Source organism: Companilactobacillus bobalius, assembly GCF_002179915.1.
GTDB lineage: Bacteria > Bacillota > Bacilli > Lactobacillales > Lactobacillaceae > Companilactobacillus > Companilactobacillus bobalius.
Genome location: NZ_MYFM01000007.1, coordinates 52,163 through 67,546, shown reverse-complemented (window position 1 = coordinate 67,546; position 15,384 = coordinate 52,163). Strand labels below are relative to the sequence as shown.

General features: G+C 35.3%; 13 protein-coding genes. 2 read left to right on the top strand and 11 right to left on the bottom strand.

What is annotated here, in order from left to right; genetic code table 11:
* Window positions 1–1,041 carry a Gfo/Idh/MocA family oxidoreductase gene (locus LKACC16343_RS11110; RefSeq protein ID WP_056951689.1) on the bottom strand — a complete coding sequence of 347 codons (1,041 nt, stop codon included), beginning with the start codon at window positions 1,039–1,041 and terminating at the stop codon, window positions 1–3.
* 170 nt (window positions 1,042–1,211) lie between these two features.
* Between LKACC16343_RS11110 and LKACC16343_RS11105 the strand changes: the two genes are divergently transcribed.
* Window positions 1,212–2,099, top strand: coding sequence for a MurR/RpiR family transcriptional regulator (locus LKACC16343_RS11105; protein ID WP_056951688.1), 888 nt, complete (start codon window positions 1,212–1,214; stop codon window positions 2,097–2,099).
* 33 nt (window positions 2,100–2,132) lie between these two features.
* Here LKACC16343_RS11105 and LKACC16343_RS11100 read toward each other — a convergent pair whose 3' ends face one another.
* From LKACC16343_RS11100 to murB, 10 genes are all read right to left on the bottom strand, one after another.
* A complete protein-coding gene (locus LKACC16343_RS11100; protein WP_056951686.1) occupies window positions 2,133–2,861 on the bottom strand; it encodes a YebC/PmpR family DNA-binding transcriptional regulator in 729 nt (242 codons plus the stop codon).
* A 114-nt stretch (window positions 2,862–2,975) separates the two neighbouring features.
* Window positions 2,976–3,674, bottom strand: a complete 699-nt coding sequence (locus tag LKACC16343_RS11095; RefSeq protein ID WP_056951684.1) for a hypothetical protein — start codon at window positions 3,672–3,674, stop codon at window positions 2,976–2,978.
* A 121-nt stretch (window positions 3,675–3,795) separates the two neighbouring features.
* Complete coding sequence (locus LKACC16343_RS11090; protein WP_056951682.1) at window positions 3,796–4,314, bottom strand: VanZ family protein; 519 nt, start codon at window positions 4,312–4,314, stop codon at window positions 3,796–3,798.
* 5 nt (window positions 4,315–4,319) lie between these two features.
* Complete coding sequence (locus LKACC16343_RS11085) at window positions 4,320–5,915, bottom strand: APC family permease (RefSeq protein ID WP_056951680.1); 1,596 nt, start codon at window positions 5,913–5,915, stop codon at window positions 4,320–4,322.
* An 82-nt stretch (window positions 5,916–5,997) separates the two neighbouring features.
* A complete protein-coding gene (gene glmS, locus LKACC16343_RS11080) occupies window positions 5,998–7,809 on the bottom strand; it encodes a glutamine--fructose-6-phosphate transaminase (isomerizing) (RefSeq protein ID WP_056951678.1) in 1,812 nt (603 codons plus the stop codon).
* Window positions 7,810–8,076: 267 nt separating this feature from the next.
* Window positions 8,077–9,429, bottom strand: a complete 1,353-nt coding sequence (gene glmM, locus LKACC16343_RS11075; protein WP_056951677.1) for a phosphoglucosamine mutase — start codon at window positions 9,427–9,429, stop codon at window positions 8,077–8,079.
* 20 nt (window positions 9,430–9,449) lie between these two features.
* Entirely contained in the window at window positions 9,450–10,550 is a 1,101-nt protein-coding gene (locus LKACC16343_RS11070) for a CdaR family protein (RefSeq protein WP_056951675.1), read from the bottom strand.
* Window positions 10,534–11,391, bottom strand: coding sequence for a diadenylate cyclase CdaA (cdaA, locus tag LKACC16343_RS11065; RefSeq protein ID WP_056951674.1), 858 nt, complete (start codon window positions 11,389–11,391; stop codon window positions 10,534–10,536). The genes LKACC16343_RS11070 and cdaA overlap by 17 nt, the downstream gene beginning before the upstream one ends.
* A gap of 75 nt (window positions 11,392–11,466) precedes the next feature.
* Window positions 11,467–13,590: a Na+/H+ antiporter gene (locus LKACC16343_RS11060; RefSeq protein ID WP_056951671.1), complete on the bottom strand. Its 2,124-nt coding sequence runs from the start codon at window positions 13,588–13,590 to the stop codon at window positions 11,467–11,469.
* Window positions 13,591–13,610: 20 nt separating this feature from the next.
* A complete protein-coding gene (gene murB / locus LKACC16343_RS11055) occupies window positions 13,611–14,510 on the bottom strand; it encodes a UDP-N-acetylmuramate dehydrogenase (protein WP_056951669.1) in 900 nt (299 codons plus the stop codon).
* Window positions 14,511–14,622: 112 nt separating this feature from the next.
* Here murB and LKACC16343_RS11050 point away from each other — a divergent pair, with 112 nt between their 5' ends.
* The gene (locus LKACC16343_RS11050; protein WP_056951667.1) at window positions 14,623–15,375 is read left to right on the top strand and encodes an exodeoxyribonuclease III; all 753 of its coding nucleotides are present in this window, start codon (window positions 14,623–14,625) and stop codon (window positions 15,373–15,375) included.
* Window positions 15,376–15,384 lie beyond the last annotated feature (9 nt).

The window sequence follows — 15,384 nt, the reverse complement described above, 5'->3', positions numbered from 1 at the left end:
CTAATTACCTTCCTCTTCCGTAATTTGATTTATACCCATTTCGAGCATATGAATTTGATAAATAGTCTCTTCATCTTTTACTGTCTTAGGCTTGCCGTTGATGATAGCATCATATAGTCCTTGATAGACACGACTATAATCGCCAACTTCAGAAACAACTTTTTCCTGATGATATTGATCGTTATCATCTAAATAAGTTAAAGTTCCATAATCCTCTGGACGATCAATACCGAAATCATCATGATCTGGCATATAAAAATGCTTCAAATCAACTTCTTGACGATCCATATCCTGTTTCACAAAGACACCTTTTTTACCATAAACCGTAAAACTAGGACGTGGTACTAATCTGAAATAACTCGACTTAACTGAAACCTTCATAATTCCGTAATACATATCAATATCAAAGTAATCGTTCATGCGATTTTCACCTAATAGTTGACGAACATCGTAGTGAACTTTATCTGCTTTGCCAAAATATGAAATAATTTGATCCAAGGTATGGCAGGCATGACCATACAAGAAACTATGACCAACTGAAAATTGTTTTTCGCCTTCAGGAACATAAGGACGGAAATAATCATAGGTCGATTCAACTTCCAAGATATCCCCAAGTTTTCCACTTTCAATCACTTTTTGAACAGTTAAGAAATCTGAATCGTAACGACGATTTTGATAACATTGAATCAATAGATGTTTATCATTTGCCAATTGAAATAATTCTTTGGCTTGGGCTTCTGTTTCTGTAAATGGTTTTTCTACCAATACATTCTTATTATGATTGAGTACTTCTTTTGCTAATTTATAATGTGCTTCAGCTGGGACTGACAAAACCACTAATTGAATTTCTGGATCATTATAAATATCATTTATATCAGTCGTATAATTGATTCCGTCAATCCTCTTCCAAACATCATGGCTGATGTGACGAGCGTAGATTGTCTTTACTTTAATTTGATCCTTTAATTTTAATGAAAATGGTAGATGATAACGGTTAGCACTTTTACCATTCCCAATATATGCGATAGTCAATTTTTTCATAATTGATTCCTCCCTTTATCCATAAACACACTCTACAGGCAAAAGACCAAATTGATAACCTTTTGACTTGAAACTGGTCATTATGAACAAAGATAAGTATCAATTACACCAATCTCATAAACATTATGTTCAATGGATTCGGTATAATCAGTTTAGAAGGAGATCTGCTTATGCTTTTTTCAGATAGAATTACCCATATTAATGATTTAACCGATAACGAACAACGTATCGCTAAATACATCGAAAACAATCTTAATGCCGTCTCGACCATGGCAATTCAAACTTTAGCCTCAAAAACTTATACATCCCATTCGGCGATTGTCCGTTTTGCCAAAAAATTAGATTACAGTGGCTTTCGAGCCATGCGACAAGACATCAGTAAGGATGTTCAACAAAATATTACCAAGCTAAATGATGTCGATGCCAATTTTCCTTTTTCTTCGACTGACTCAGCCCTTGATATTGCCAAAAACATTTCCGACTTAACTATCAACGCTGTAAAAAGAACTTTAGCGCAAATAAGCGAAAAAGAACTAAACGCTGCTGCTGCCAAAATTATGGAAAGCAAACGTCTAGTTCTCTTCGCAATTGGTGACACTCAGATTCGAGCTCGTGGTTTTCAGAGTAAACTTGTTAAGATTAATAAATTTGCCATCATCGCTGAAGAATACAGTGATGAATCATGGACTTCCGTCAATTTGGATGAAAATGACTTAGCAATTTTTCTTTCTTATACTGGTAATAGTTCCAACTATTTGAATCTAATAAAATTTCTAAAACAACAGAAAGTTCCTACACTCTTGATAACAGGTAATCCTGACAGTCAAATGATTCAATATGCCTCTCAAACTATTTCCATCATTCAAAACGAGTACGATATTTTTAAGGTCAGTACTTTTGCTTCCCAAATCACCTTTGAATATCTACTGGATACTCTCTTTGCCATCGTTTACTCACAATCATACAAAAAGAATTTAATCAAATTGCAGAGTAACTATAATAAACTAACTTCTAACGACATCCTTGATAGTATCCCTAAAGACAAAAAAAGATCGTAAACATAATGTTTACGGTCTTTTTAGTTAAAGAACTTATTCTTCATCGTCAGCAGCAGTATAAACTTCTGAAACATCTTCATCATCTTCAAGTTGATCAATCATATGTTGAAATTGTTCTTTTTTCTCTTCTGGAACAGGTGTAGTGTTTTGAGGAATCATTGTTAATTCTGAATCAGCAAGTTCGTAGCCCTTTTCGATCAAACCATCACGAACGGCTGCAAATTCTTTAGCTTCAGTATAGATTTCATAAGCGTCATCTGATGTTTGTAGATCATCAGCACCAAGGTCCATGATATCCATCAAAACAGTATCTTCGTCTTGAGTATTCTTTGTACGGTCCAAAACAATGTAACCTTTACGGTCGAACATGTAAGCAACTGAACCACTTGAGCCCAAGCTTCCTCCGTTACGGGTAAATGCAACACGTACGGCAGAAGCAGTTCTGTTCTTGTTATCTGTTAAAGCTTCTACTAGAACTGCAACTCCACCTGGAGCGTAGCCTTCGTATGTAACTTCATCATAATGTTCATCACTGCCACCTTCAGCCTTGTCTAAGGCACGTTTGATGTTGTCCTTTGGCATATTAGCTGCACGAGCTTTATCTACGATTAAACGAAGGGCAGCATTATCGTTAGGATCGGCACCACCCGATTTAGCTGCCATGAATAACTCACGAGACAGCTTTTGGAAGATTTTACCACGTTTTGCATCTTGGGCGCTTTTTCTACCTTGGATGTTATGCCATTTTGAATGTCCTGACATTTCTGTTTCCTTCTTTCATGATTATTGTAAACCGCATATAATTTTATCAAACTAATCGCGGTATTTCAATATCCGTAGGCTAAATAAACCATAAAAGAAGATATTTTCTTTAACTCAATTGAATTTTTTAAAATCTAAATTGATCAAAGCTAAAAATCCCAGTGCAACGCCTAATAGACGGACTTTAATGTCATTATCGTTACCTGTTTGTGGAAAAGTTTTTAGATTATTCGCTGGATTTCTGCGAGCGCTTACTAAATTATCCTTAAAATGGGATTGTTCTGTCTCTTTTACAGCTTCCTTTTTTACTTCTGGAGCTTTATAAACAGTTCCAAACATAACCATCCCTGTCGTCTTTAAGGGCTGCACATGATTTTTGGATTTATTAACAATTTTTGTATCACTTTTATTCTCAGTATTCGAATTATCAGTTGATTTTACCGGTGCAATAGGCAAAATGGTCAAATGAACTGTAACATTCTCTCCATTGGCTGTACTTACTACAACATCATAAGTACCCTCTTTAGCTAAATCGACTTTAGTCAAATCTAATCTAGTAAATTTTTGTCTATCACCGTCTGAATTCACAAAATCCTTCAACATTGGAGCTGAATCACCTAAATGTATCGTGAAATCATGAACCGTATTCGAGGATGTATCAATATTCTCGTCTTGTTTGGTAGCATTCACATTCTCCACTACATCACTATTATCATTAGAGGATGCATTAACTATATCAATTTGGCCTAACCCCAAGATCAAAATCCATCCCCATACTAAACCATTTGTTAAAAACATTTTTTTCGTCTTCATTTTTTTGACCACCTTTATAAGATGACATCAAATTATATGTTTAAACATCTTACATAGAGAATACACCCTTCTGGACAAAATAAAAAACTTTATCAACCCGTAAACACAGGTTAATAAAGTTTTATTTATTTTTAAATTCATGTCGACGAATTAAGTACAGAACAAGCACTAATATTAAAATCCCCACTAAAGCACCTGTACTATCCAAAATAACATCCTCAACTAACGGTGTACGTCCACCAGTTAAACCTTGATGAAATTCATCAAACGCCGCTAAGCCAGTCGCTACCATCCAAGGAATAAAAATCATCAAAACGAAGTTCTTCTTGAAGTACGTGTATAACGCTAAACACAAGAAAACTCCTAACAACAAGTAAATTCCAAAATGAGCGCCTTTTCGAATGAAGAATTCAACAAACTTAAAATAACCATCATTCTCAACGGATTGATACTTGCCGCTGTAGGTAAAACCAATTTTAGATAAAGCATTATAAAATGGTTTACCTGCTAAATATTTTTCTAAAAATGGTACTGAAGTCTGTTCTTTATAAGTCATCGAAGAACTGTAAAAAAGAATTGCCTCAATTGCGACTACTAGTCCCCAAAACCATTTCTGTTTTGTTTTTAAACTATTATCCATTAACTCTAATTATTATCCAACTTAACAGTTGAATTGATTTCTTTAGCATCATCGAAGTAACCAGAATAATACAATGAATGAGTTGCCCAATAATACATTACAGTTGAGAAAATCAAGATAACAACAAAGTCCATTGGATACTTAATCAAATTCATTCCACCGAAATCTGATCCACCAATCCATGAAATAATTGATAAACCAAACAGATGAACTATCAACCAGAGACTGGCATACAATTTCTGCTTAAACTCTTTAAACCCACGGCGATAATCGTAAACAAAGTAAATTGGTAATCCAACAATAATGATTATAATAACTTCGACCGTAGTTGGGAACATAGCCCAATAAATTGCCAAACTAATTAAATCAAAAACAACTGGAGCTAGAATTTTCATTCCTTTAATTTTTGTTGGTCTTCTCATTTCCGGACCCATTTTACGTAAACTTCCTGCTACCACTGGACCAGATAACAAGGAAATCAGCGTTGATGCTGCAACCACACGTGATAGTAATGACCAATTCTTGAATAGTAGAATCAAGATAAAACTAACAACAAAGTCGACCATTAAAGCTATCCGTGGTGAATTGTATTTATTATTTGAATTACTTAAGAATAAAGGCAAATGCTTATTCTTAGGCATTGAAGATAATGATTTACTTGCAGATGAAGCAAAAGCAATTCCACTACCTACTGGAGAAATGAAGGCTGTAAAGTAGACCAAAGTTGATAACCAATAGATATTCAACAAAATAGCCAAATCAGCAAATGGTGAATTAAAGTTAATTTTTGACCATCCACCACTGATAACTGACTGTGGCAATGCCCCGATAAAGACAATCTGCAACGCAATATAAATCAAAGCACTAATCAATAATGATAAAATGATTCCCCGTCTAATATTAACTGACGGCTTCTTTATGTCATTACTCAAGTTAATGACCGTTTGAAAAGCCACATATGAATAAATAATTCCGGCACTACCAATTGCCACGAAAATCGATGAAGTACCATTAGGCATAAATTCACTGAATGAACTCCCCATGTTATTGAAATCAAAATGAGCCGTAACCAAAACAATCATTGTAACAATTGGCACGATTACTTTTAACACAGAGATGAAATTATTAAATTTAGCCATAATCGTAACTGACCAATAATTAATAATTGTAAAAATGAACAACATAACTGTTGCCATCATAATTCCTTGAGTGCTAAGTTGTCCGCCCTTCATAAATCCATGCGTCCAATTAGCCCACTCCCAAGGCCACGTGCTCATGTACTGAACCGAGGCCACAGCTTCAATCGGTAAAATAGCTAATAATGAAATCCAATTAGCCCATGAGAAAATATGTCCTAACAACGAACCATGAGTGTACATTGTAAATCGACTCATAGCTCCCTCTTCCGGAAACATCGTCCCAATTTCGACATAAACCATTGCAATCATTGCTACTAAAACTGCTCCCACAATCCACGCAATAATTGCTGCTGGACCGGCTATTTGTGCTGCCTGACTAGATCCAAACATCCAACCTGAACCAATAATCGCACTTAGCCCAAACATTACTGTTGAGAACAAATTTAATTTTTTATTCCTCATAAAACCACCAATCTATAATTTTTATAATAAAAAAATAGCCTTCATTACGAAGACTATTATATATCCATTATGTAAATTTAGGCTACTCTACTGTCACACTTTTTGCAAGGTTACGAGGTTTATCAACATCATTACCACGTGCCAAACTTGCATAATAAGCAATCAGTTGAGCTGGTACGATACTGATGATTGGTGAAATCAATTCATCAATTTCCGGAATAATGATTTGGTCTCCAGCTTCAGCATACTTTTGACTAGCAATTACCAAAACATGTGCTCCACGGGCTTCAACTTCTTGAATATTACCACGAGTATGGCTAGCATCAATTCCATCATTTACGTAAGCAAAAACTGGTGTATCCTTTTCGATCAAAGCAATTGTTCCGTGTTTCAATTCTCCAGCAGCAAAGCCTTCGGCATGAATATAAGAAATTTCTTTCAATTTAAGAGCGGCTTCAAGAGATAAGGCATAATCGACACCTCTACCAATATAGAAAGCATCGGATTTATTTGTTAAGTAATCGGCTGTTAACTTTTTAATTTTATCTTTTTCGTCAACGATTGTTTGAATACCATTAGCAGCCAAAGCTAATTGTTCTTTCAAATTAAATTCTTTAGCAATTTGAAGATTTTTGGCTTCACCCAAAGCTTTAGCCAATACTGCTTCAACAGCAATTTGTGCTGTATAGGCTTTTGTAGAGGCAACGGCAATTTCTGGTCCAGCTAACAATTCCATTGTGTAAGTAGCTTCTCTAGAAAGAGTTGAGTTGGCCACGTTTGTCATTGTTAGACTCGGTAACTTCATCTCATTAACTTTAACCAATACTTGACGACTATCAGCTGTTTCACCACTTTGTGATAAGAAAATAAAGAATGGTTTCTTAGAAAGTTTTGGCATATGATAACCAAATTCACTACCCAATTCAACATCTACTGGTACGTCAGCAATCTTTTCAAAGATATTACGACCAACTAAGCCAGCGTGATAACTAGTTCCAGCAGCAACAATATACAAACGATCGGCCTGCTTGATTTCATCCAATAAATCTTGTTCAACATTTAAAGAACCATCATCGTTGATATAATTTTTAGAAATCTTTCTCATAACATTGGGTTGTTCATCGATTTCTTTCAACATGTAGTGATCATATGTACCCTTAGAAATATCATTTTCATCAATATTTACAGTATAAGGATCTCTTTGAACTTTAGTACCATCAATCTTACTAATTTCAACTGAACCCTTCTTCAAGATAACAACTTCGCCATCATGAATTTCAACAAACTTATGAGTTTGATCAAGCATAGCCATAGCATCGGAACAGATAACGTTGAAACCATCACCTAATCCAATTAGAAGTGGGCTCTTATTTTTAGCGACAAAAATACGATCTGGTTCTTCTTTGTCGATCATAGCAAAGGCATATGAGCCTTCAATTAGGCTTAGAGCTTTACGGAAGGCTGCTTCGCCATCCATACCCTTCTTAGCAAAGTAGTCAACCAATTGTACGGCTACTTCTGTATCAGTTTGACTTTCGAATTTAAAGTCAGATAAATATTCATTTTTCAACTCAGCATAGTTAGTGATAACACCGTTGTGTACTAGATAAAAACGGTTATCTTCTGAGAAATGAGGATGAGCATTTTCAATTGTTGGCTTTCCATGTGTTGCCCATCTAGTATGTCCGATTCCGGCTAGGCCTTGAACATCACTCGTAACGGCATTTTCTAATTCACTTATTTTACCAACTTCTTTAACCAAGAAGTCTTTACCTGTTTGATTATTAACGTAAATACCAGCTGAATCATAGCCACGATATTCAAGTTTTTCCAATCCATTTAATAAAATATCAGTTGTATTATTATTTCCAATTACTCCGACAATTCCACACATAATAATTATAGCCTTTCTTAATTGGTATAGTTTAATTTATTATAAATGGTATAGTTCATTTGAACTGTACTCATCACCTTGCGACAATGACTAGAATACTAATCTATTATCATTATGTCAAGAAATCTTTAATATTTTTTATAAATGGTATATATGGTATGTACCGATTATAAATATTGGTATACATTATATAGACCAATAAAAAAAGAGAAACTAAGGGTCAATCCCTCAATTTCTCTTTTTTCGAATTTCTTTATCTGTATTATATTAGCTTAATTCACTTTTAACAACTTCAACGATTTGGTCACAGTATTCATTGACCTTTTCTTCAGTTGAAGCTTCACACATTACACGAAGCAAAGCTTGTGTACCACTAGGACGAACTAGTACACGACCATCGCCATCCATCTCATCCTCAACTGTCTTAATAACGTCAAGAATTGCTTGATGTTTGTCCCATGAATTCTTGTCAGATACAGGAACATTAACAAGTTTTTGTGGATAAACTTTTACAGGAGCAGCTAATTCGGCTAGGCTCTTACCAGTTTCCTTCATAACATGAAGTAGATGTGTACCCGTTAGCATACCATCACCAGTATTCATGTATTCATACAAAACAACGTGTCCTGATTGTTCACCACCGATGTTGTAGTTATTCTCACGAATTTCTTCAACAACGTGACGATCACCAACAGCTGTTTGTACAGAATGCATGCCATTAGCTTCAATAGCCTTGTACAAGCCAATATTACTCATAACAGTAGTTACAATAGTATCCTTCTTTAAACGGCCACCATCGTGCAAATATTTACCAAGGATAAACATGATCTTATCACCATCAACAATGTTACCATCGCCATCAACTGCAATACAACGATCTCCATCGCCATCAAAAGCTAATCCAGCTACAGCGTCTGATTCTTTAACACGTTGAGCCAATTGTTCTGGGTGAGTTGAACCAACATTTTTGTTGATATTGATCCCATCTGGATGTGAAGCCATGATATCAAAGTCCACATTTAAGTCAGCAAAAAGTGTACTTGCTAAACGACTTGTTGAACCATTAGCAGTATCAAGCACGATCTTCATACCACTAAGGTCATCAGAAAGAGTTTGCTTCAAGAATTGTAGATACTTTTGAGCACCTTCTGGATAGTCAGAAACACTACCTAAACCTTCAGCAGATGGTCTTGGCAAAGTATCTTCCTTAGCATCCAATAGTTCTTCAATCTCTTCTTCAACGTCATCTGGCAACTTGTAGCCATCTGATCCGAAGAATTTAATACCATTATCTTCAGCAGGATTATGTGAAGCTGAAATCATAATACCAGCATCAGCTGAAACGGCACGAACAAGATATGCAACGGCAGGAGTTGTAATAACATCCAAATTCAAAACTTCAATACCAACTGAAAGCAATCCTGAAATTAAACTAGTTTGTAGCATTTGACCAGAAATACGTGTATCTCTAGCAACTAAAACACGTGGATGTGCGTTCTCGTTATCTGAGTGTTGTGTTAAAACATAACCACCACATCTACCTAATTTAAAAGCTAATTCAGGACTTAGCTCTTTATTTGCAATACCTCTTACTCCGTCTGTTCCGAAATATTTTGTCATGAAAAATTTACCCCCAGCGTTTATTCGCTATCATTATTGTCATTTGTGGAATTAGTGCTTGATGAGCTTGTGTTATCACTAGTACTACTCTTGGAATCCGAACTAGTTGAACTAGTTGATGTAGCTGTATTTCCTGTCGTACTAGACAAAGCACTAGAATTAGAACTGGCACGATTAATCGTCACACTAATAGTAGTTGGATCAGTGAAAGTAACTTTGTTACCTAAAACATCACTCAAATTGATAGTCTTCTTTGTACTACTACTATTTACGTCTGAAACATCAACCGGTACGTCGATTGAGCCACCAATGGCGCTGATCTGATCTTTTGTACCGAAAACTCTAATATTTTTAACATCAGATTCAAACGTATAACTCGTATCCGATGAATTTCCTTTTTGTTTCAAATTAATATTTACTTGCTTACTTTGAATCGAAATAGGAATCTTCACATGAATTGTTTGTGGATCTAATGTAACATTTACTGTTTTACCATTTTTATCGAGAGCTTGCACTAAAACTTCTTGATCAAACGTAGATTTTATTCCCTTAGGCAAATTGGGTTTAACAACTACTTTATCAATCTTATTAATTTCAGAGGCCGCACCTGTTACAGTGACAGTATCTGGAGACTCTTCAATTGTTCCAGTCTCATAACCACTTGCTAGTGAATCTTTATTATAATCAACATCCACTGCAAATTTCTTTGTTACACGTTTTTGAATATTAACTGTGACATATTTTGGTTTAATACTATATGTCAATTCACTATTTAACCCAGTTTCTTTAATTTGAACTCGATGTTGACCGATAGAAAGGTCTCTTAGATTCAAATACAAATTAAAATTCTGTGTATTCTTTGTTGCTGTAACCAGTGCTGCTGGACCCTCAATTGTTATTTTAACTTTTTCAGGGTATCCAGTTATGTAGTACTTATCAACATCTGCTTGTAACTGCAATGGTACTGTAATCGTAGCCTTTTTAGTTACTGTAGACGTATTCGATTGATTAGAATCTCTTGTCGAACCCACACCAGGTGTACTTACAAAGAAGAATAGCCATAAGGCACAACAGAGAGATATAAATGCATAAAAATAATTACTGTTAATTATCTTTTTCATCTTGTCTCTCCTTCTTCTTTCGACTTAACTTCAAGAATCCCAAAATTGAATGAGTTCCACTTTCATTAGGGTCCTTCAATTGAGCTTGTAGATACTTTAGATAATCATCCCGAGACAGATCCAGCATCATATGACCGTTCCGAGTAATCATAACGCCACCAGTTTCTTCAGAGACAACAATCGTTATTGCATCAGTCACTTCACTGATACCAACGGCCGCACGGTGTCTTGTTCCCAATTCCTTAGGAATAGTATTACTTTCCGACAGAGGCAAATAAGCAGCGGCTACGGAAATCCGATTATTCCGTACAATAACAGCTCCATCATGCAGTGGTGTATTCGGGATGAAAATATTGATCAATAACGCACCAGTAACTTCAGCATCCAAATCAATTCCGGTTTCGACATATTCTTCCAAACCAGTATTCATTTCCAAAGTGATCAACGCACCAATACGACGTTTACTCATATACTGAATAGCTTGATCAAGACTCTCAATCAAATGATTCTTTGTTTTGCCTTCTTCATTACTAGTCGAACTAAAGAATGGCAATCGACCTAGATGTTCCAAACCACGACGAATTTCAGGCTGAAAGATTATCACAATAACAATAATCCCCCAGTTGATCAGCTGATCCATTAAGTAAGAAACAGTATGCAGGTTCAAAGCCCAACTAATAAGCTTTATACCAAAAATAATTATTATTCCTTTTAACAATTGAACAGCTTTGGTGCCCCGTAACATCGACAGAACTTTATACAAAAAATACCAGACTACCAAGATATCAACCAAGTTAGCCAAATTCTGCCACGTAAAAATATTGCTTGGTATAAAATTCATTTTCATAGCTCCTTAGTAGTTCGAACTAATTATAACAAACAATAAAAATTATAAAAGTTCACCATATTTTGTATTTTAATCTACACCAATACTAATAACTTCTTCACTATAATTAATGTTTTTGCGCAATTCATTAGCTGTGATTTTGCTAATTTTTCCTTGTTCCAACATATCTTGAACAAAAGCTCGACGATAACTCAAAGCTTTTATTTCAAGATTCATACGTTCACTATTGAATTGAGGCGAGCGTCCACGATACTTCCCTTGTAACAATTCCAAACGATCTTCGTAATGACGTTGAAAAATATAGATTAAATCATCATCAATACCGTCAGAATCTGATTGATTCAATTCCTGTAATTTCTCTAAGGCATTCTTAGCACCAGCAATAGAAATCTTAATTGAATCCTGATTGATCTGTTGAATATCATCTGAATTCACAGAACGATAAATCAAATGCTTAATCTGTAAATAAGTTCTTCGGAAGTAATTGTAGAAAAATTCAACCGTTTGATTAGAACGGCGATGCACAATCTCTCTTTTATAACGAGCAATCTTCTTTATTGCCAAATCATAAGACTCGTCAGATATTTCGTGATTATCATATAATTCATCAACTGCTTCTAATTCACAATTAAAAGAAATATCCCACAATTCAGCATCTTTTTTACCACGAACCCGACGCTTACTAATTTGACTAGTTTTAACCTGGTTACGTGATTGAATGCCTAAATTACGAACATCATACAAATATTCAGCAATAACAGATGAGTAAACTGCCGTATCGCCATCATCCATCTCTGAACGTAGTTTTTTGACAGTCTTCTCTAAAATAACTCGGTTAGCCTCGTATTCTGTTAACTCAATTGGTGTTTCATCAGTATCTTCATCATTCTCATCATCCTCATTTTCTGAGGTAAGTGTGCTACCACGATAAGCAACTGGCGCACTATTCTTAGTCAAAATAGGAATCAACAAGGTTGCCCCTAACAAACTGAAAATAATAACTGCACTGGCAATGAACAATAGAAGTGTTCTAGATGGAAAAGCAGCTCCACCCTTGATTGTCATTGGAATTGACAAAGCACCAACCATTGTAACGGCGCCACGAACACCAGAAATTCCTGACATCAAACAGTCATCAAATCTGGTTTTTGACCACAAAACAATCTTGCCATCGCCATTATTTGAAAATGTTGAATAAACGTAACTCCAAAGAAAACGAATTACAACTAACATTATCCAAATAATAAAGGCTAGTAACGTGGCTCCAAAAGTATTGATATTATCGTTATGGACCAATTCCTCCATTGCAAAAGGAATTTCGATTCCCAAAAGAACGAAAACAATACCATTAAGTACATAAACCACTAAATCCCAGGTTCGTGAAGTAACCAATCTGATTTCAGGAGTAAAGTTACTAATATTTCTACCAGAAGAAATATTTAAAATACCCGCTATAACGACCGCTACAACACCTGAAACATCAAAAACATCTTCAGCCACATAGTAAATAATAAATGGAATAATAATCTGAATAATCGCATGCAAAATTGAATCATCGACACCTTGATTAATCAGATACAATCTAATTCCATTGAAAATCCATATCATCACGGCACCAACCAAAGCACCGATAATTGATATATGGAAAAAATCCATTGTTGCACTTTTCAGTGAAAAAACTCCTGTCACTGTTGCAGCAACCCCGTATTTAAAACAAATCAAACCAGATGCATCATTGATCAAACTTTCTCCATTAATCAAATGCATCAGTTTATCCGGAATATGAGCTTTTTTTGCAATGGATTCAACCGCAATTGGATCAGTTGGCGACAAAACCGCCACTAATGTAAATGCCGTTGCCCAAGGTAATTGAGGAATGAGCCATTTAACAAACACTCCCCCAATAACCGTAGATAAAATAACTAAGATAATCGCATTTCCTAAAATAGGACCCTTTAATTTCCAGAGCTCTCTTTTGGGAAAATTATTTCCATCATTAAATAGAATTGGCGCAATAAACGCCAGTAAAAACCATTCCGTATCAACATAGATCTTCACATGTATAAATAGAGCCGCTAAAATCCCCGCCGCAATTTGTAACAAACTGGGTGGAATCGATACAAAATAGTGACTTACAATATTGGCAATAATTAATAAAGAGAGAATCAAAATAATTGATTCAATTATTTCCACAGACAACACCTACCATTTTTTTATTTTTCATCTTCACCAATAATCCGAACTTCGGTATGAAGTTCGACATCAAACTTTTCTTTTACAGTCTTTTGAATCAGATGTATCAAATTCATATAGTCAGTTGCTGTGGCATGTTTAATATTTACAATAAAGCCCGCATGTTTCATGGAAACTTGAGCTCCACCAACAATCTTACCTTGCAAACCAGCTTTGATAATCAAGGGACCTGTGAAATGACCTTTTGGACGTTTGAAGACACTACCACAAGAAGGATATTCAAGCGGTTGTTTCGATCTTCTTAATTCGTTCAAACGATCCATTTCTTCTTGAATAACTTCCTTTTTACCGCGTTTCAATGCAAATGTTGCACTAATTACAATTCCACCATTATCCTGAACTATACTATGACGATATGAGAAGTCCATTTGTTCATGGTTAATAGTGGTGATATGACCATCAGGTAATAGCACTTCAGCGGATTCAAAGACGTCCTTAATTTCACCACCATAGGCCCCAGCATTCATAAAGACTGCTCCACCAACACTACCTGGAATACCGGCAGCAAATTCAATGCCAGTTAAACCAGCTTTTTGTGCAGCAATTGTTGTATTAATAATTGTTGCGCCAGCTTCAGCAGTAACTTTAGTATCAGATACTGTAATTTTATGGAAATTAGGCAAGATGATAACAATTCCCCTAATTCCACCATCTTTTATGATCAAATTGCTGGCATTACCAATAATAGTAATATGCACATCATTGACCCTAGCAGTATCGACAATTTTCACTAACTCTTCACGAGTTTTAGGGAATGCTAAAACATCAGCATTTCCACCCGTTTTAGTGAAAGTATACTTACCGAGTGGTTCATTTATTTTAAATTCAATATTAGGTAATTCATCAACTGGAAAATTCAATATTCATCATCCTTTATGTTGCATAGACTTACATATAATTTTATCACATACTTAGATACATAACGAACTAACAAACACCACAATAATGCTATAATTGTGCCGAGGTGATTTTATGAAACTTATATCTTGGAATGTAAACGGTTTACGTGCTGTAGTCAAAAAAGATTTTGTTCAAACTTTTGAAGAATTAGATGCCGACATCTTCAGTATCCAAGAAACTAAATTGCAAGAAGGTCAAATTGATCTCGATTTAAATGGCTACCATCAATACTTTTTCTACGCTAAAAAGAAGGGGTATTCTGGCACTGCCGTTTTCACCAAGAAGGAGCCTTTAGACGTTCATCAAGGCTTAGGAATCGATGAATTTGACGATGAGGGCCGAACATTAACTCTAGAATTCAAAAATTTTTATTTAATTAATAGTTACACCCCTAATTCCCAACAAAAGCTTAAACGCTTGGATTACCGCATGCGTTATGACGATGCTTTAAGAGCATATATGCAAAAATTATCAGCTGATAAACCAGTCATTCTATGTGGTGATCTCAATGTTGCTCATGAAGAAATTGATATTAAGAATGACAAAACCAATCATAAAAATCCTGGTTTCTCTGATGAGGAAAGAGCTAAATTTACGGAATTATTAGATAGTGGTTTCATCGATACCTTTAGAATTTTGCATCCCGATGATGTTAAATATTCATGGTGGAGCTACCGTTTCAATGCTCGCCAAAATAATGCTGGATGGAGAATCGATTACTTCGTTCTATCCGACAATGGTAAAAAAATGTTAAAAGACGCTGACATTCACACTGATATTTATGGTTCAGATCACTGTCCCATCGAATTAGACTTAGACATATAAGGAGTTTAA

Coding starts and splice junctions, on each gene's coding strand:
- LKACC16343_RS11110 (WP_056951689.1), bottom strand. CDS start 1,041: ATGAAAAAATTGACTATCGCATATATTGGGAATGGTAAAAGTGCTAAC.
- LKACC16343_RS11105 (WP_056951688.1), top strand. CDS start 1,212: ATGCTTTTTTCAGATAGAATTACCCATATTAATGATTTAACCGATAAC.
- LKACC16343_RS11100 (WP_056951686.1), bottom strand. CDS start 2,861: ATGTCAGGACATTCAAAATGGCATAACATCCAAGGTAGAAAAAGCGCC.
- LKACC16343_RS11095 (WP_056951684.1), bottom strand. CDS start 3,674: ATGAAGACGAAAAAAATGTTTTTAACAAATGGTTTAGTATGGGGATGG.
- LKACC16343_RS11090 (WP_056951682.1), bottom strand. CDS start 4,314: ATGGATAATAGTTTAAAAACAAAACAGAAATGGTTTTGGGGACTAGTA.
- LKACC16343_RS11085 (WP_056951680.1), bottom strand. CDS start 5,915: ATGAGGAATAAAAAATTAAATTTGTTCTCAACAGTAATGTTTGGGCTA.
- glmS (WP_056951678.1), bottom strand. CDS start 7,809: ATGTGTGGAATTGTCGGAGTAATTGGAAATAATAATACAACTGATATT.
- glmM (WP_056951677.1), bottom strand. CDS start 9,429: ATGACAAAATATTTCGGAACAGACGGAGTAAGAGGTATTGCAAATAAA.
- LKACC16343_RS11070 (WP_056951675.1), bottom strand. CDS start 10,550: ATGAAAAAGATAATTAACAGTAATTATTTTTATGCATTTATATCTCTC.
- cdaA (WP_056951674.1), bottom strand. CDS start 11,391: ATGAATTTTATACCAAGCAATATTTTTACGTGGCAGAATTTGGCTAAC.
- LKACC16343_RS11050 (WP_056951667.1), top strand. CDS start 14,623: ATGAAACTTATATCTTGGAATGTAAACGGTTTACGTGCTGTAGTCAAA.